The following is a 17,523-nucleotide window of genomic DNA, read 5'->3' on the forward strand; positions in this document are numbered from 1 at the left end:
CTTATAGCCATGCCTACTCAGATACCTAATCATGTTGACCGCACTGACGAAATTCAGGAGATTATCGGGCAGGTTCCCGGCTGGATAACCCGTTGGGGTATTACAGTGCTATTTCTTATGCTGTTGCTGGTTGTTTTTATTTCGCGTTATCTTACTTTGCCCGTTACCATACAGGCCGAAGTAAATTTTCATGCCAAAGAACAGCCGTTCAGGTTTGTCTGGATGAAAACCGAAACCAACGTTGATTATACCCCCGTAGTAAAAGACGGGCAGTTTGTTAGCAAAGAAGACACCGTAGTTCTGGAAATAAACCGCAGTACCGGAGCCAAAACCTATCATACAACAAGTATTGGCGGTAAAGTAATGTTTTTCAGAGGAACCGAAGAAATGCCGCGGGCTTCGGGTCTGATTGTAACGCCCCAGTTTACTAACTACGATATAGAAATAAAAGTGCCTATTGATGGCTCAGGGCAAATAAGAAAAGGACAAAAAACCCTTATCAGGCTTGATGAGTTTCCTGAACATAAATATGGATTCCTGATAGGCGAAGTAGCAGAGTTATCTTATGTGCCTATCGACCGGTTTTATCGTGGGCGTTTGTACCTTTCAAACGGTATGCTTACAAATGTGCATCAGAATATACCGCTGATGGCAAACCTGCACGGAAAAGCACAGATAATTACCGAAAATATCTCGGTTTTTGATAAAATCTTCGGAGGACTATTCTAATACCTAACTTATAGAAGTAAAAATAATCAGCACCTAATTTCACAGAACAACAATGAAGAAAATCTGTTTAATTATACCTTATTTCGGAAAAAAATTCCCTTCTTATTTTCCGTATTTCATTAAGTCGGCCGCTTGGAACGATACCATCGATTTCGTTTTTTTTACAGATATTCGTTTTCCGCATTATAGTCAGTCATATAAAAATATAAAGTTTATTAACTTTAATCTGGATGATTTTAATGCCCTTGCTTCTGAAAAAATAGGAATCCCGATTGAGGTAAAAGAACCCTACAAACTTTGTGATTTCAAGCCGTCTTACGGTAACATATTTGAAGATTATCTGAAAGAATATGATTTCTGGGGGCATTGTGATATTGATGTGATTTTTGGGAATATCCGAAATTTCATCACAGACGAAATCCTGACCGAATACGACATCGTCTCTGTCAGAAAAGAATACCTTTCGGGCTTTTTTACGCTTTACAAAAACAATTATACCATAACTAGGCTCTATAAACGAAGCAAAGACTGGCAGAAAATATATTCTACCAACAAACATTTTGCTTTCGATGAGATGAATTTTCTGGTGATAGAACGCTTCAGAGGTTTCAGAATGGACGAGCTGTCGCCTGAAATAGAGTGTATGACAGCCATTGTCGAAAAAAACACAGATAATGTTAAAGTACGCTTTGAAACCGTTTGTCATGAGTTTCTGTACTCAATTATCGATGAAACAGGTGAAGAACGCCGCGATAGCCTGATAATATCTAAAGCTGGAGCTTTTAGCCCTAAACGAGATAAAGAGTTCTGTCTGGTGCATCTGATTAATCTCAAGTCGAACAGTTATTTTAAAATATCAAAAATTAACTGGAATGTGTCAGAAATTCTCATCGACCGTACAGGTATTTACCTTTCAGAATCAGGCAAGAAAAAAGAGGTGCATCGTACCTTAAAACGCCCGTTGACATTGAACCCTACCTTAGTGATAGAGCCTAATCATACCTTGATTCTGCCCAATTCGGGGCATCGGATAAATATGATTAACTGGTTGCTTTTTCTGCCTTATTTCAGGGGTAAAGTTGTTTCAGGGAAAGATATTATGCACGCTTGCCTGCATAATAACGTAACCATGAAAGACCTCAGAGAAAATGTTATTGACCTTGTTACGGATGGCGTTGACCAGAATTTACTCATTGAGGCCCGCTAAGGTTTTAGCAAACAGCTTAGTAACCTTGTATGGCCTCAGCAATATCAGCGCAACTGGCAGGAACTTCGTTATGCGTATAATGAAGTAAACCTGCCATATAAAGCTCTTTTATTTTAATATCAAATCTTTGCAGAAGTTCGTCGGGTTGTTGATTAGTTTTTTGTTGTAGCAATGCTAGTAGATGTTCGAGAGGTTGGGGTTCTTCCGAACAATTATATAAAATAAACATCGCGAAGGTATCCCATATTTTATCATCATAGTGTGCTTGCCCATACCCGAAATCATATATCAGACTTGAAAAAATACTCTTGCCGTCATCCCAGATTCTTTCAGAAACCCTCATGCTACTATCATAGCTAATAGTGTCGTTCAGCCGTTGGCCAATAGGTAATTTTTCAAGGTATTCATACAGAAACCGTATTCTTGCCTGTTCTGATTCCTGAAAACCAGCCAGCTTGTTTTTTACTTTTCTGAAATCTTTATTGCGTTGGTGTTCAAATACAATCGCATGGCTGAGGGTTTCGTCATTAGCCCATGTTTGTAACATGGTCTTTACATTTTTTGGAGTTACTACCTCATTACTGCCTTTTTGTTGTATCCGGTAATTACTTTCGGCATAATAATCTACTTTTTGCGGCACTTGTATAAAAAACTCTGAGATAAAGGCCGTAATATGTTTATATACAGCCGGAAAATGAAACTTTAAAGCCTGCTCTACCTGCTTGCAATAGAACAAGTCAAGTTTGTTTTCTCCAATTAAATGATGATACCCATATTTTTTATCAAGTAAATTGGCGATTTTGGTGTATCGGCTGTCGAGTTTATCTTCAATTAGTACGTGTATAGGTTTGTTGTAGTACAACTCAACAAAATGTACAAAAAAACATTCTTCTAACAACGTATTTACAAAACCTAACGATAGTTGGGTTTTGTTAGCTTGGATTTTCGGCAGATGAAGCCCAACAAACGATTCAAGAAACTGGTAGTACTCTTTAAAAAGAGCTTTGTCCTGACCGCCAATAATGCCCATGTTAACCGCATTGTGGGTGGTTTCGCTGGCAAGTATAGATGGCATTTGTATGCCAATATCGGCTAGTTCTTTTCGGGCAATATTATAGCAACTAAAATCTTTCTGGTAATTCTGAGCAAAAATAGTGCTGTTATAAAAAGTATCTGGTAGAGGTTTCCACAAAAAGGCATCGCTATCGATATGCACAAAAGGCTCCTCAAGTTGTTGGTAACTATTAATTTTTCGCATTACCCATACTTCTCTCGGATATTTCAATTCCAAGCCAGTTTGTGAGAGTATTACTTCATCGTAAGGTAATTGCAGGGTATCAACCAACAGTTTTTTTCCGAAGGTATCAGTACAGAGAATAACTTTACTGAAATGCTTTTTTAGTAACGATACACTTAAAGCCCAACTCATCAGATGGAAGCGGGCATCAAGCCAGCCCCCGTTTAATTCTCCTGCTGCACGCAGCGTTGTTTTATCAGACCAGAAAGTTTGGATAGCTACCATGTTTGGCTAATTTTAAAATATACAAATCTTTGAAGGATTCAGTAAATTTCATTTTTTTTTATACCATGATAGCTATTTTTTATACATAAGACCTTATTCAAAACTCAGACTCATGTCCTGCTACCTGAGTAGAAGAGGTCTTATACCCTTCTATCTGATTAAGTAAGGCTATCGACTGCATCACAGGTTCCCATTCTATGCCATTAAAAATCAGTTTAAACCATTTTTTATCGCGGTGTTCATACCTGATATTAAAAAATAACCAGATAGCCGCATAAACAAAAGCACCTGTAACCGGTAGTTGAATGGCATAAAACAACCAGCCGTTTTGCGTTATCATGGCTGATGTCCAGTAAAATGTTGTCCAGACGGGTAATTGCAGAAACAGCAGCCGTGCTACCCAGATAGTTGACGATTTCAGTCTGGCTATTTTCTCCTGAGTAACCAATACTGCATCATTGATATTAGCCTGATGAATCAACACCAGTTGATAAACATACACACCAATGGCTAACTTGGTAAGCACGGTTTGAACAAGGGCAGAACCAAATAAGAAATAATTTCCGGCCTGATACGAAGCCAATACCACCATATCGATAAAACCTACCCACACAATACCAATAATAATGGCAAAAATTTTAATTGGCTGCATAGATTTCAGAAACGACCTCACCTTTATTTGTGTAATGTCTTCGGCATTTTTTCTGTTAAGCCGTAGGTTCTCGCCCAGTTTTTTATCGTAATTTTTCCAGAGGGCTATTAATTCTGTATCTTCCATTATAGTAATTTTTAAGTCTGATAATTAATTGAATAATGTACTTTGTTTGCTGATAGCAACATTAATTGCTGGCAGAAGAAAACTTTTGTTTAAGTATTAGTTTAATTCTGCTGATACGGGTAGCTACATTTGTTTCGGTCATACCCATAATTCCGGCTATTTCTTTATAGCTTTTTTCTTCCAGATACAACAGCATAAGAGCTTTGTCGAGGTCTTTTAACTCGGCAATAAACTGTTGTAGTGCCTGTATGCGTTCTTCTGTTTCATGATTGTTATAAGTTTCTGTATAATTCAAAAGACCTTCATGAATAGGGTTTGCTATGTGTTTTCTGCGGGTTTCTTTGTGGTAGAACGAAATAGCTACATTCAGAGAAATCCGATAAATCCAAGTCGAATGTTTATAGGTATCATCATAATTATCGAAAGATTTCCATAGCTGAATCATGATTTCCTGAATTAAATCATTCCGGTCGTCGGGGTCTTTGCAATAGGCCAGTGCAACTTTATAGATAATACCTTTATGCGTATTAACCAGATTGACAAACGAAGTCGATTTTTCATCTGATGCCATAAATGTTTTTAGTTTTATCTCTCAAAAGCTATACTGGTTTCCTGTTTTTGTAACTCGTGGGTAGCAGGGTTATAATAATAATTTCGGGTAATGGTAATATTGAACCCTCCAGTAATAATGATGATAACCAGCAAAACAGCCATCAATAACTTTAATTGTTTATAAATTTTTCGCATAAATGATTATGTTTTATTTGCTCAATTATTCGGGCGGCATGCTATAAAATCACAGTAATATGTTAATTTTTTTATTCTGAATTTTATAGCCTTTTAAAACAGTCGGCACAGCACTCAAAAAAAACCTGTTTTTTAGCTAAATAAACGGGTGCTTTGGTATTCTTATAAGGTTCGGGTTCGTGCCATGTGGCTGTTTTTGAGCCGATTACAGTCAATAAATTCTTAGAAAAATAAAAATTTTGTACTGAAAATTCATAGAAGAATTAATAACTTTGGGAGAACGGAGTATTGATAACCCTGCTTCGTACTAATTTTTAATACTTAAACCAATCTCCCTTATTGATTCATTTACAATGAAAAAAAAATCTTTATTAATTCTTTCCTTTTTTCTTACAATTGCAAGTTTCTCGTTTGCACAAAATAGTAGCGAAAACTTTACCACAGAGAAACTGTATGATGGCTTGGTGAATCCGTGGGGTATGGCATGGCTGCCTGACGGCCGATTGTTGGTTACTGAACGTGCCGGACAAATACTTGTTTTCAAGAACGATAAGTTTACAGGCGAAAAACTGTCAGGTGTACCCGAAGTATTTAACCGTGGGCAAGGTGGCTTGCTTGATATTCAGCTTGACCCCGACTATAAAAAGAACGGCTGGATTTACATTTCGTATGCCAAACCAATGGAAGGAGGAGCCTCAACAGCGGTAACCCGTTTTAAACTGAAAGGTAACCAGCTAATTGAAAAAAAGGATATATTTGTTGCTATGCCAGCATTAAAGGCTGATTTCCACTTCGGAAGCCGTATTGCATTTGATAAAGCAGGCTATATGTATATCAGCGTTGGTGAAAGAGGTACACAACCTAAAGTGCAGGAGTTAGACAACGACCACGGTAAAATTCACCGTATTTACCCCGATGGACGTATTCCGAAAGATAATCCTTTTGTGAATCAGGCGGGTGCGCATGGGTCTATCTGGACCTACGGCCACCGCAACCCGCAAGGAATGGTATACGATGCGGCTCATGACCGCGTTTGGGCAGTAGAACATGGCCCTAAAGGTGGCGATGAATTAAACCTGATTCAGAAAGGTAAAAACTATGGCTGGCCTAAAACTTCTTACGGAATCAATTATGATGGCACAATTCTGACAGAGTTTAAGGAAATGGAAGGAGTAGAGAATCCGGTGCGTTACTGGGTGCCATCTATCGGGCCATGCGGAATGACCATCGTTACCAGCAGCCGTTATCCTGAATGGAAAGGAAACCTGATGGTAGGAGCATTGGCGTTTCGTCATCTGGCACGTGTTGAACTGGCCGATGCTACCTATGTAAAAGAAGAAAAACTATTGCAAGATATTGGCCGTGTACGTTATGTAGCACAAAGCCCTGAAGGCTATTTATATGTAGTTACCGAAAGCCCCGGCTTATTGCTTAAGTTAGTTCCTAAAAAATAATATAGGATACATTCAATCGGGGAGCCTCTTCTTGCAGGAGGTTTCCCGATTGATTAAAACAGGATTCTCATGAAATCTCTTTTCTTCTTTGCTATGCTCATCGGTCTTATTATGATGAGTTTTGTTCCCCAGTCTCCCCCTGACACAGTTCGGCTTTTTGATGGAAAAACTTTTAAAGGGTGGGAGGGCGACACCCTTCATACGTGGCGTATTGCAAACGGTATGCTCATTGGTGGCTCAACCGAGAAAGTAGTGCCTCATAATGATTTCCTTTGTACTACACGAACTTATGCCAATTTTATTATGAAACTGAAAGTTAAACTAACCGGAACCGAGGGATTCATTAATTCGGGTATTCAGTTTCGTAGTAAACGCCTTGTAAATCCGCCTTATGAGATGGAGGGCTATCAGGCCGACTGGGGCGAAGGCTTCTGGGGTGGCCTTTATGATGAATCGCGGCGTAATAAAACACTTATTCGCCCCGATTCAATACAGGTATTAAGCTGGATTAAAAAGAATGACTGGAACGATTATGAAATCAGAGCCGAAAAACGGCATATCCGCTTGTATGTAAACGGCAAACAAACCGTTGATTACACCGAACCTGACACAAGTATTCCGCAGGTTGGCTTAATTGGTTTTCAGATTCATGGCGGCGGAGCCGCACAAGTAGCGTTCAAAGACGTTACCTTACAGGAACTCCCCTGAAAACTTTCGCCACCTTGTTTTACCCTTTCCTGACAAATACGCAATACCCTAAAAAACTGCTTCTGACTAAACCGTAAACTGTAACTCTTTATTCAACTATATTCAACCTATTACCTATGAAAAAATCCCATGTAAGTCTGGTTTTACTCTTTTTTACGTTTATGGTGTCTGATACCTTCGGGAAGTTCAGAACCAAGCCTTTGCAGGATACTACCAAAATAGACCATGAATATGTACTTGAAACAAGTATGCTAGGCTATTTTGCCAAAGACGGTACCCGAAACCCAACATTGAAAGCAACCCGTGGCAGCCGTGTACGTATAACCATCGTTAATACGGAATTAATGACCCACGACATTGCCCTTGAGAAAGCTGGTATTAAAAGTAAAGCAGTAGCCGAAAAAGGCATGACTGCCAGCATTATTTTTAAAGCCGAAAAAAGTGATACCTATTATTGTACTGTGCCCGGGCATAGAGCAGCCGGAATGGTTGGCAAGTTTGAGGTAGTTGACGGGCCGATTTCAGAAGTAACAGTGGCCGGAAAACTGCCCGTAAAAGATGGACAGCCGCTTAATCTGGACTTTGAAACGGGTACTTTAAAAGACTGGACAGCCACAGGCAATGCTTTTGCTAACCCGATTTTTAGGTCAGACCCATCGCCGGTGCATGAAAAAGATATGCGCATTGGCTTTGACGGCAAGCATTTTCTGAGTAGTGGTGGCACAAGTAATTATCAGTTAATTGGTACTTTAACCTCAGCTTCGTTTAAAGTAACCCAACCGTATGCAGCCTTTAAAGTATCGGGCGGAGCCTTACAGGATACCCGCGTAGAAATTGTATTGGCCGATACCAAAAAAGTAATATTTCATTCAACAGGGCAGGGGCGAGCTACCCTTCAGCCAGTTGTGGTCGATTTAAGACCTTATCTGAACAAAAACATTTTTATTCGTATTGTTGATAACGAAACAGGTATTTCGCAAATACCTTATATTCCGAACGATAAATGGGCGCACATTAACTTTGATGATTTCAGGTTTTACCCAACTCGCCCTAATTTCCCGAACGAACTCAAACAAAAAGATATTATTATTCTGCCACCGCTCGACCCCGTGCTTAATGCCGGGCTATCGGGCATTGAGGCAGCCAAAGCCATGACAGTACCTAAAGGCTTTAAAATAACTTTGGCTGCTGCTGAACCTGACATCGTTCGCCCCATTTGCTTTACTATCGACTGGCGTGGCAGGCTATGGGTAGTTGAGGGGCATACGTATCCTGTGCCTGCACCCGAAGGGCAGGGCCGTGACCGTATCCTGATTTTTGAAGATACCAATGGCGATGGTACACTCGACAGCCGAAAAGTATTTATGGAGGGGCTGAATCTGGTGAGTGGAATTGAACTAGGCATGGGGGGAGTCTGGATTGGCGCAGCACCTTATTTTATGTATATCCCGCTGGATGCTGCCAACGATAAACCCGCTGGCCCACCACAAATATTGCTCGATGGCTGGGGAACACAAGATACCCACGAGGTACTGAATAGTTTCCGTTGGGGCCCTGACGGCTGGCTTTATGGTACGCATGGGGTATTTACGCATTCAAAAGTAGGTAAACCCGGTACTCCTGACGACCAACGCATTAAACTCAATGCGGGTGTGTGGAGGTATCACCCTACAACACATGAGTTTGAAGTATTTGCCGAAGGGTCAAGTAACCCGTGGGGGCTCGATTTTAATGATTACGGGCATCCTTTCATTACGGCCTGTGTAATTCCACACATGTATCATATCATTCAGGGAGCGCGTTATTTTCGTCAGGCGGGCAAACATTTTAACCCTTACATCTATGACGACATCACAACCATTGCCGACCACCGCCATTGGCTGGGCGACAGAGGCCCCCACGCAGGTAATTTCAGGTCTGGTGCAGCAGGTGGGGGGCACGCGCATGCCGGTGCTATGTTGTATCTGGGCGGTAGCTGGCCTGCCGAATACCGCAATAAAATATTCATGAACAATATCAACGGAGCAAGGATGAACGTCGACCAACTGACGCGCTCAGGCTCGGGTTATGTGGCTTCTCATAATAAGGATTTTATTATCATGAACGATTCGTGGTCGCAATGGCTCAACTTCCGGTATGACCCTAGCGGTTCGGTATTTGCTATTGACTGGTACGACAAAAACCAGTGCCATAGCTCTAACCCCGATGTGCATGATAAAACTATGGGGCGTATTTTTAAAATCAGTCATGAAAATGATAAATGGGTGCAGGTAGATTTATCGAAAGCTACCAACGCCGAACTGGTAAATTATCAGCTAAACTCAAACGAATGGTATGTGCGGCAAGCAAGAAATATCTTGCAAGAACGTGGGCCGAATCAGCAGGTGCATGAAGCATTAAAAGAAATTCTTTACAAAAATCCTGATGTAACCCGAAAACTAAGGGCTTTGTGGGCGCTTCATGTTACAAAAGGCTTAACCGAGAAAGAACTGGTAGCATTGCTGGCGAATCCTAATGAGTATGTAAGAAGCTGGAGTATTCAGTTATTGGCCGAGAACAAAATGGTTTCGTCCGAAACCATGAAGCAATTCGGCATAATGGCTAAAACCGATAACTCGGCTTTGGTAAGGTTATATCTGGCTTCGGCCATGCAGCGTCTTGCCCCATCTCAAAGATGGGAAGTTGTAGAGGCCTTAACTCAGAAAGCCATTGATAAAACAGACCATAATCTGCCATTAATTGTATGGTATGCGGCCGAACCTCTGGCAACAATTGATGCGAAGCGTTTTTTGCAGATGGCAGAAAAATCAAAACTACCTAAGTTCTTGAATTATGCAATTCAGCGTACAGGTTCGTTGAATACCTCGGAGGCTAAAGGTTTATTAAAAGATTTGGACGGCCGTCTGGGCAAGGTAAAGTCAGCGCAGAATCATGAAAGTCAGATGCTTATCAGTAAGATACTTGAGCCTGGCCACGACCACAATATGCATAATAACGAGGAAGCCAGCCATTAATTCAGGAAATTATCAGGAACCGAAAACAAGAAAGAAATGAATAAAATACTTAATAAAAAGCAGCGGAGGATAGCCTCAACCATATTGCTGAGTTGCGGTCTTGCCAGTGTTGCTTTCAGTCAGACTTCATCGGATTTCAAGAAAACGAAAATTACAGGTGATTTTATTTCGGAAGGGGTAGCCGTAGCCGATTTAAACAAAGATGGCAAACTGGATATTGTGGCAGGTTACTATTGGTTTGAAGCCCCTACATGGAAACGCCACGAAATGTCTCCCTCGCGTTCGTTTGACCCACGTAAAGAATATAGCGAATCTTTTCTGAATCTGGGTATGGATGTTAATTTGGATGGGTGGGACGACGTAGTGATTATCGATTTTCCGGGAAAAGCAGGTTTCTGGTTCGAAAACCCTAAAAACAAGCCTGGTTACTGGGCTAAGCATATTATTGCAGACTCGGTAGGGATTTCAAACGAATCGCCGGGGTTTATTGATATTGATAATGACGGCAGGCTAGATATTCTTTGCGGAGATAAGGCAAAAAAACAGATTATATGGCTACAAGCACCAACCAAAAAAGGTGAAACCGAATGGAAACGCCACGCGCTTAGTGAGGAGAATGTGCCGGGTACCGAGATTTTTTCGCATGGCATAGGCTATGGCGATATTGATAAAGACGGCATTAAAGATGTGGTTGTGCGTGAAGGCTGGTTTAAAGGCACCAAAAATAACAAGGCGGGTAACTGGGTGTTTCATCCGGCTAATATAAGCGAGCCTTGTTCTCACATGCAGATTCTGGATGTAAACGGTGATGGTAAAAACGATGTTGTAAGTGCTTCAGCACATGCGTTGGGTATCTGGTTTCATGAGCAGGTAGAAAAAGACGGTAAAATAGATTTCGTTACACACGTAATGAGTAATACGACTGCGCAAACGCATTCATCTATCATGGCTGATTTAAACGGCGATGGTAAAAAAGAGTACATCACCGGAAAAAGATTTCTGGCGCATCATGGCCGTGACCCCGGCGATGCCGATGCCCCTTATCTACTATATTTTGAGTTTACACCCGGTAAAGCCCCTTACTGGAAAGAATATGTAATTGATAACGATTCGGGTGCAGGGCTTAATATAGTAGCACAGGATATGAACAAAGATAAAAAAATCGACATTGTTGTTTCAAATAAAAATGGCGTATTTCTGTTTGAAAACATAATGAAAAGATAAAAAACTCTAATCTAAAATGATGATCTTGAATAGCAGTTCAATGAAAAAAATTATTCTTTTAATGGTGGTGCTGTGTTACGGCATGGTATCTTTTGCACAGACCCCTAGTAAATGGATAAGCCTTTTTGATGGTAAAAATGCAGATGGTCTGAGGGGGTATAAAATGGATAAATTTCCCGAGGGAATCTGGATTATAAAAGATGGTAGTCTGCAAACAGTAACAAAAACACAAAATGTTGACCTTGTTACGAAAGAACAGTTCGGGAATTTTGAGCTAGAACTGGAATGGGCTGTTGACACAGCGGCAAACTCTGGTATATTTTTCCATTTACAAGAAGATAAAGCCATGGTTTCTAATCATGGTAACAGCCCTAACTGGCTTGATAACTTTGAGATTCAGATACTGGATGATAAATATTTTAATGATACGGCTGCCGTACGTTCAGCGGGGTCATTATATGACCTGATAAGGCCTATGAACAAAAAACTGATGCCTATCGGGCAATTTAATAAAGCCAGATTGATTCATAAGAATGGTCATGTAGAACATTGGCTGAATGGAATTAAAGTACTTGATTTTGAAATAGGAAGTCAGGCGGTAAAAGAGTTAATTATCAGAAGTAAATATGGCAAAAACCCACGTTTTCAGGCATATAAAGAAGGGCATATTATGTTGCAACATCACGGACAAAAAGTTTATTTTCGTAATGTAAGAGTAAGGAGGCTTTAAAAATCTTTAGCCATTAGCAATAAACACCTGAAACATAACAAGAGCCAGAGACAACTCCGGCTCTTGTTTATTTTAAATGTGAGTGTGTATTAATAAGTATATCTTAGGGTTACACCGTAAGTACGGGGGTCACCCAGAATACCCGCATAATTACCCGCACTACCCGGAGCCGCTAACAATTGTTCAAAATAGTTTTTATTAAATAGGTTTCTGCCCCATACAAAGAATGTAATACCATTTGAGGCCCTGAAACCAAGACGTGCATTGAACAGGGCGTAACCATCAATGTTCAGGTATTTAGATGGAGATGGGCTTGACGAAAATTTAGAACGGAAGAAGCCGTCAACACCTAAAAAGTAATTTCCTTTTAAGCCTATAAACTCACCTTTGGTAGTTAGTTCGCCACCTAACGAACCAGCCCATTTCGAAATACCCGGTAACGCTCCGCCCGAAACGTCTTTGAAGGCTTGCGCACCACCTACTTCTTCTAACGGTACGGGTGCATTTTTGAATGATACATATTTGCCATCGGTATAAGCAAGGGCGGCATTAAGTGTCAGGTGATTGTTTAATCGGATGTTTCCATCTAACTCAACCCCAATTACTCTTACTTTTTCAGCATTGGCCAGATAACCTCTGTTTACACCCGGTTCAGGTGTCTGTACCTGAGTCTGATAATCTTTAATATCTGTATTATGGAACGTAATATTCAGGATAGAATTAGCCGAGGGCTTGGTTTTAATCCCGATTTCTTTATGAGTAACAAACTCTGGTTTTACTTTAGCCAAATCGATCAATACCTGTCCGCTAGCAGTTGGTAATCCACCAATGTTTACCCCAACAGGCTTGTAGCTAACCGAGTAAGTGGCAAAGGCATTTAGTTTGTCATTGGCTTTATACTGTAAAGTTAACTGGCCCGAAAAGTTACCTTCCGATACAGTAGTGTTAAAGGCCTGATTGGTATAAACGCCGTTTTTAAGGGCAATCAGGGCAGGGTCTGTTGTTTGTAAGCCTCCGTATGTTTCACGTTTATAGTCGGCTATTTTTTTATCGTAATTATATCTGATACCCGGTAGCAAATGTATTTTGTCAGAAACTGCCCAGTCAATCTGGCTAAATAAGGCTAGCCCAGTACTCTGGATACGATTGGTTGTTCTGATACCGAAATTATCAAACAAACCCGGGGTTTTCCATAAAGCACTGGTTGAACTTTGTGCAAAACGCCATTGGGCTGAACCTGCCTCTTCTGTCTGTACAGGGTCAGATTTCAGGTCTTGCCAAAGACCGAATGCTCCAATAACACCGCTGACTTTTGATGAAATATTGCCGGAATATCTGATTTCCTGCGACCATTGCTCGTGTACTGAATTACCCGACGAAATTGTAAAGATTGGTAAGCCGGTATAATCACGGTCATTTAGAGGAACCCATCTCCAAAAACGGTAAGCAGTGGTTGAAGTGAGTGTTCCGTTACCAATTTTAATATCTGCATTAGCCGAAAGACCACTAAAATAGTTATCTGCTTTAGATTGAGTATCTAAATCAACTTTTCTTTCAAAAGGGTCTGAATAAGGTAGTTTATAGTTCAGGTCTGCTATTATTGCATTAAACTGGCGGTAAGCAGCCCGTTGAGTTGTAACAACACCAGCTACTGGCCATCCATATCCATTAGGTTTCTGGTCTGTTACATCGCCTATAAAAGTAATCTTGATTTTGTCGGTTGGAGTATATAAAAGTTGTCCTCTTAAACCTAAATTGTTTATATCATTGATATATTGCTGGGTGTGTACATTAAATAGCAGCCCATTACGTTGCGTACCTGTAAAAGAAATACGGGCAGCCAGTTTTTTACTCAAAGGCCCTGTTAATGAGCCTTTAGCCTGAATATACCCATAATTTCCATAGCTCAACTCAAAACTTGCACTCGGTGTAAAACTCGCCTGACGAGTAGTAATATTGAAAGCTCCGGCAGTAGTGTTCTTTCCGAAGAGCGTTCCTTGTGGCCCTCTTAAAACTTCAACTTGGTCAATATCAATAAAATCAAGGGCCGTAGCTGCCGGACGTGCATAATAAACACCATCTACATAAAAACCAACACCCGGGTCGATACCGTCGTTAGTTAAACCAAATGTAGAGCCTAAACCACGAATATTCAGGGTAGTATTTCTGGCATTTGAAGCATACAATTGTACAGTAGGTATTAATTCTTTCAGGCGGTTTACATTAAATGCCCCTGCATCTTCTACGGTAACTCCTCTGATGATAGAAATAGGAATGGGTACGTTCTGGGCAGATTCCTGACGGCGACGAGACGTAATAACTACATCAGAAAGCTGATTCTGCGAAGGCTCAAGTTTAATTTCAACAGTAGCTTCATTAATGATAACTTCTTTTTTCTGATAACCAATATAGCTCACTACAAGGGTAAATGGTAGTTTCTGGCCTGTGATGAGTTTAAACTCACCGTTGGCATCGGTCTGTGCGCCATTGGTAGTTCCTTTGATCGAAACAGTAGCGCCTATCAGATTTTCGTTAGTAATAGCATCCACAACTTTACCCGAAATGGTAGCGTTAATAGTGGGTTTGTCTTGGGCAATTATTTGAGACGAATAAATAATTGCGAGGATAAATAATAAAGTTTTCTGCATAATAGAATTGTTATTTTGTTATAACGGATGCTTATTTATTGATTCTAAGGTTTGCAAATATAAAATAATCATATTTAATCTACCAAATAAGTAGACTAATAAATAGATATTTTATTGATATAATTATATAGATTATTTAAATAAGAATATTAAATATATAGATATACTAGTTTATAAGAAAAAAAATGTGCCTATGAAGCCAAAAAGTTTTTAGTTATCAAGTTGGTAAAAGGCTAAATTATCGCCCTATCGCAATAATTTAATCATAATAACTGCCTTATTGAGTGATGGTAATTTATTAAGGTAACCCGTTGGGTATTACCTTAAGACAGAAGCCAGTTTTGCCTTAACTGCTCTGAAAACTCAAATAATTGACTCTCCTTTGTGGGGCGGTTTCTTGATAATCAACATAGTTGATTATTAATAAATTATAAAGTTGAGGTACAAATAAGGTACAATTAATATGAAGATTTAAGTTTCATGCCTGTTTTTAAGAAAACATTATGGTCTAACTTTATTTTGAACCTGTTCTGTTTGCTTTTCTAGCGAGTCTAGTTTTACTTGTTGCTTATTATTAGATATGTAATTGGCAATGCTTAGTAGTAGGCTTAATAAGCTTAAAATTATGGGTACTAACTTGAATGCATCTGTTTTGAAATTCTCCCAACCTTGATTCAAATAATATTCTTGAAAATATGCGTTAGCACCTTCTGGCGCGCACAAAATGCGAGGTGGATTTGTATAAGTTTGTACATGAACATGCCCGTTTGATTGTAGTTCATGCCCTATCATTAAAATGATCTTCTCATCAGTTTTTAGAAGAATTTTTAATTCATCAATTGTTGGGAAACTGTTGTTATCTTTAGAATTATAACAACGAGCTAATAATTGGTGTTTTGCTTTATATTTCTTTGATACAAATAATCTCATAGTTAATGTTTATTATCGAGAATTCATGCCTAGTTTTTGATATACATCTTTTTCAAAATTTGAACAGCATGGGTGAAATTTTCAGTCAACGCTTCCAGAACTAGCATAGCCAGTATGTTGATGAAAAGTAAATTCTAAATCTCCACCGCTTCTAATCAATTAGTGAGAAGATTATATTAGAAAATAAAGTAAATGAAGTTTTTTTAGTATGAATCAAATAAAGTTATTTTATGGTACTTAATTATATTTTATTTTGTAAATACATCAATAATAGAGTTAAAATAGAAACAATACAAAGTAAGCTATTTAATAAAACGTAATTACTTTCCAATACAAAACTTGCTAAAAATATTTGCTAGTAAGTCGTCTGTTGTGATTTGTCCGGTAATTTCGCCTAAATGGTAGAGAGATAAGCGAATATCCTGTGCAAGAAAATCTCCGGTGATACCTATACTTAAACCTTTTAATACTTCTGCAAGCGCATCATGGGCTTTTACGAGGTGTTCATAATGGCGCAGATTGGTAAGCATGGTGTCCGATTGTTTCTTTATCTTGGCTTTAGCTACTAAAACCTGCTCCAACTCTTCGATACCAATATTATTTTTGGCTGAAATATGAATGGTGCCAATGGGGGTGGCGGCAGTTTCTGATGAATTGAAAGCACCTGCCAAATCAATCTTATTCCTTACCCAGATTACTTCTTTTTGTTGAATTGTCTCGGCAAAGCTATTAGATAAAAATTGCTGATCGATAGCATTTTCAAATAGCAAAATAATAATTTCTGCCTTTTCCATTGCTTGTTTTGAGCGTTCAATGCCAATGGTTTCTACCACATCTCTGGTTTCGCGGATACCTGCCGTATCAATGATACGGAATTTGATGCCACCAATAAAAAGAACATCCTCAATTACATCACGTGTAGTTCCGGCAATATCTGTTACAATGGCTTTGTCTTCATTGAGCAAGATGTTGAGCAGCGTAGATTTTCCGGCATTGGGTGGGCCAATAATGGCTACCGGAATACCTTCTTTTATTACATTTCCTGCATCAAAAGAGTTGATTAATTTTTTCAGAAAATTCTGAATTTTCAATATTAATTGCTTTAAATCGTCGCGTCCAGCAAATTCGACATCTTCTTCGCCAAAGTCCAGTTCGAGTTCTACTAGTGAGGCAAAATGTACTAATTCTTCCCGCAAGGCTTTTAGTTGTGTCGAGAATCCTCCGCGCATTTGGTTTAATGCTGTTTTATGTGCAGCCTCCGAGTCGGCCGCAATCAGGTCGGCAACAGCTTCGGCTTGTACAAGGTCGAATTGTCCGTTCAGGAATGCCCTTTGGGTAAACTCGCCAGGCTTTGCCATCCGGCAACCATTCTGAATAAGGAGTTTCAGAATGTACTTTATAATATAGTCGCTGCCATGGCACGATATTTCGATTACATCTTCTTTAGTAAAACTGCGTGGAGTTTTAAAAACCGACAGCAATACTTCATCAATGACCTTGCCTTTGGGGTCATCAGTGTAGTCTCTGATAGTGCCAAAATGAATCGTATGTGATTCAACATTGGTTAAATCTTTTCCTTTGAAAATCTTGTTGACAATTTCCAGCGTACGTTCGCCCGAAATCCTGATTACTCCTATAGCCCCAACACCTTGTGGTGTGGCCAAGGCACATATAGTATCTAACTGAACCATTATTTCTGATTGAAAACAGGCCTTTTAATCATTAAAATCTTACGAATTGGGCTGATTTCAAGGAATTTTGATGAAAATTTGTTTACTTTTGCAAATCTACTTCTAAACTTTTGGTCTTAAAAGTAGTTCAAGCTGTTGACG

General features: G+C 39.5%; 14 protein-coding genes. 7 read left to right on the forward strand and 7 right to left on the reverse strand.

The window, feature by feature from the left end:
* Positions 1–9 precede the first annotated feature (9 nt).
* Both WAA15_RS14725 and WAA15_RS14730 read left to right on the forward strand, forming a co-directional pair.
* A complete protein-coding gene (locus WAA15_RS14725) occupies positions 10–729 on the forward strand; it encodes a hypothetical protein (protein WP_337043553.1) in 720 nt (239 codons plus the stop codon).
* A gap of 52 nt (positions 730–781) precedes the next feature.
* Entirely contained in the window at positions 782–1,936 is a 1,155-nt protein-coding gene (locus WAA15_RS14730) for a DUF6625 family protein (protein ID WP_337043554.1), read from the forward strand.
* Positions 1,937–1,952: 16 nt separating this feature from the next.
* Here the strand turns inward: WAA15_RS14730 and WAA15_RS14735 are convergent, their stop codons facing one another.
* From WAA15_RS14735 to WAA15_RS14750, 4 genes are all read right to left on the reverse strand, one after another.
* Entirely contained in the window at positions 1,953–3,458 is a 1,506-nt protein-coding gene (locus tag WAA15_RS14735) for a DUF6734 family protein (protein ID WP_337043555.1), read from the reverse strand.
* Between the two features lie 97 nt (positions 3,459–3,555).
* Positions 3,556–4,236, reverse strand: coding sequence for a hypothetical protein (locus tag WAA15_RS14740; RefSeq protein ID WP_337043556.1), 681 nt, complete (start codon positions 4,234–4,236; stop codon positions 3,556–3,558).
* Between the two features lie 61 nt (positions 4,237–4,297).
* Positions 4,298–4,807 carry an RNA polymerase sigma factor gene (locus tag WAA15_RS14745; RefSeq protein WP_337043557.1) on the reverse strand — a complete coding sequence of 170 codons (510 nt, stop codon included), beginning with the start codon at positions 4,805–4,807 and terminating at the stop codon, positions 4,298–4,300.
* A 14-nt stretch (positions 4,808–4,821) separates the two neighbouring features.
* A complete protein-coding gene (locus WAA15_RS14750; RefSeq protein ID WP_337043558.1) occupies positions 4,822–4,983 on the reverse strand; it encodes a hypothetical protein in 162 nt (53 codons plus the stop codon).
* A 353-nt stretch (positions 4,984–5,336) separates the two neighbouring features.
* On the opposite strand from WAA15_RS14750, the gene WAA15_RS14755 reads away from it, so the two are divergent.
* From WAA15_RS14755 to WAA15_RS14775, 5 genes are all read left to right on the forward strand, one after another.
* The gene (locus WAA15_RS14755; RefSeq protein WP_337043559.1) at positions 5,337–6,437 is read left to right on the forward strand and encodes a PQQ-dependent sugar dehydrogenase; all 1,101 of its coding nucleotides are present in this window, start codon (positions 5,337–5,339) and stop codon (positions 6,435–6,437) included.
* 69 nt (positions 6,438–6,506) lie between these two features.
* On the forward strand, positions 6,507–7,145 hold the full coding sequence (locus tag WAA15_RS14760) for a 3-keto-disaccharide hydrolase (RefSeq protein WP_337043560.1): 639 nt from the start codon (positions 6,507–6,509) through the stop codon (positions 7,143–7,145).
* A 161-nt stretch (positions 7,146–7,306) separates the two neighbouring features.
* On the forward strand, positions 7,307–10,159 hold the full coding sequence (locus tag WAA15_RS14765) for a PVC-type heme-binding CxxCH protein (protein ID WP_337043708.1): 2,853 nt from the start codon (positions 7,307–7,309) through the stop codon (positions 10,157–10,159).
* 36 nt (positions 10,160–10,195) lie between these two features.
* Positions 10,196–11,383, forward strand: a complete 1,188-nt coding sequence (locus WAA15_RS14770; protein WP_337043561.1) for an FG-GAP repeat domain-containing protein — start codon at positions 10,196–10,198, stop codon at positions 11,381–11,383.
* A 40-nt stretch (positions 11,384–11,423) separates the two neighbouring features.
* Positions 11,424–12,113, forward strand: a complete 690-nt coding sequence (locus WAA15_RS14775) for a 3-keto-disaccharide hydrolase (RefSeq protein WP_337043562.1) — start codon at positions 11,424–11,426, stop codon at positions 12,111–12,113.
* 89 nt (positions 12,114–12,202) lie between these two features.
* On the opposite strand, the gene WAA15_RS14780 is transcribed toward WAA15_RS14775, so the two are convergent.
* The 3 genes from WAA15_RS14780 to mnmE form a co-directional block, all read right to left on the reverse strand.
* Entirely contained in the window at positions 12,203–14,761 is a 2,559-nt protein-coding gene (locus tag WAA15_RS14780) for a TonB-dependent receptor (protein WP_337043564.1), read from the reverse strand.
* Between the two features lie 501 nt (positions 14,762–15,262).
* On the reverse strand, positions 15,263–15,691 hold the full coding sequence (locus WAA15_RS14785; protein ID WP_337043565.1) for a hypothetical protein: 429 nt from the start codon (positions 15,689–15,691) through the stop codon (positions 15,263–15,265).
* Positions 15,692–16,011: 320 nt separating this feature from the next.
* Positions 16,012–17,382, reverse strand: a complete 1,371-nt coding sequence (gene mnmE, locus WAA15_RS14790) for a tRNA uridine-5-carboxymethylaminomethyl(34) synthesis GTPase MnmE (RefSeq protein ID WP_337043566.1) — start codon at positions 17,380–17,382, stop codon at positions 16,012–16,014.
* Positions 17,383–17,523 lie beyond the last annotated feature (141 nt).

The sequence above is a fragment of the Emticicia sp. 17c genome, from assembly GCF_037153985.1.
GTDB lineage: Bacteria > Bacteroidota > Bacteroidia > Cytophagales > Spirosomataceae > Emticicia.

Excerpts from the sequence above, each read along its gene's own strand:
- WAA15_RS14725 (WP_337043553.1), top strand. The coding sequence starts at position 10 with ATGCCTACTCAGATACCTAATCATGTTGACCGCACTGACGAAATTCAG.
- WAA15_RS14730 (WP_337043554.1), top strand. The coding sequence starts at position 782 with ATGAAGAAAATCTGTTTAATTATACCTTATTTCGGAAAAAAATTCCCT.
- WAA15_RS14735 (WP_337043555.1), bottom strand. The coding sequence starts at position 3,458 with ATGGTAGCTATCCAAACTTTCTGGTCTGATAAAACAACGCTGCGTGCA.
- WAA15_RS14740 (WP_337043556.1), bottom strand. The coding sequence starts at position 4,236 with ATGGAAGATACAGAATTAATAGCCCTCTGGAAAAATTACGATAAAAAA.
- WAA15_RS14745 (WP_337043557.1), bottom strand. The coding sequence starts at position 4,807 with ATGGCATCAGATGAAAAATCGACTTCGTTTGTCAATCTGGTTAATACG.
- WAA15_RS14750 (WP_337043558.1), bottom strand. The coding sequence starts at position 4,983 with ATGCGAAAAATTTATAAACAATTAAAGTTATTGATGGCTGTTTTGCTG.
- WAA15_RS14755 (WP_337043559.1), top strand. The coding sequence starts at position 5,337 with ATGAAAAAAAAATCTTTATTAATTCTTTCCTTTTTTCTTACAATTGCA.
- WAA15_RS14760 (WP_337043560.1), top strand. The coding sequence starts at position 6,507 with ATGAAATCTCTTTTCTTCTTTGCTATGCTCATCGGTCTTATTATGATG.
- WAA15_RS14765 (WP_337043708.1), top strand. The coding sequence starts at position 7,307 with ATGGTGTCTGATACCTTCGGGAAGTTCAGAACCAAGCCTTTGCAGGAT.
- WAA15_RS14770 (WP_337043561.1), top strand. The coding sequence starts at position 10,196 with ATGAATAAAATACTTAATAAAAAGCAGCGGAGGATAGCCTCAACCATA.
- WAA15_RS14775 (WP_337043562.1), top strand. The coding sequence starts at position 11,424 with ATGAAAAAAATTATTCTTTTAATGGTGGTGCTGTGTTACGGCATGGTA.
- WAA15_RS14780 (WP_337043564.1), bottom strand. The coding sequence starts at position 14,761 with ATGCAGAAAACTTTATTATTTATCCTCGCAATTATTTATTCGTCTCAA.
- WAA15_RS14785 (WP_337043565.1), bottom strand. The coding sequence starts at position 15,691 with ATGAGATTATTTGTATCAAAGAAATATAAAGCAAAACACCAATTATTA.
- mnmE (WP_337043566.1), bottom strand. The coding sequence starts at position 17,382 with ATGGTTCAGTTAGATACTATATGTGCCTTGGCCACACCACAAGGTGTT.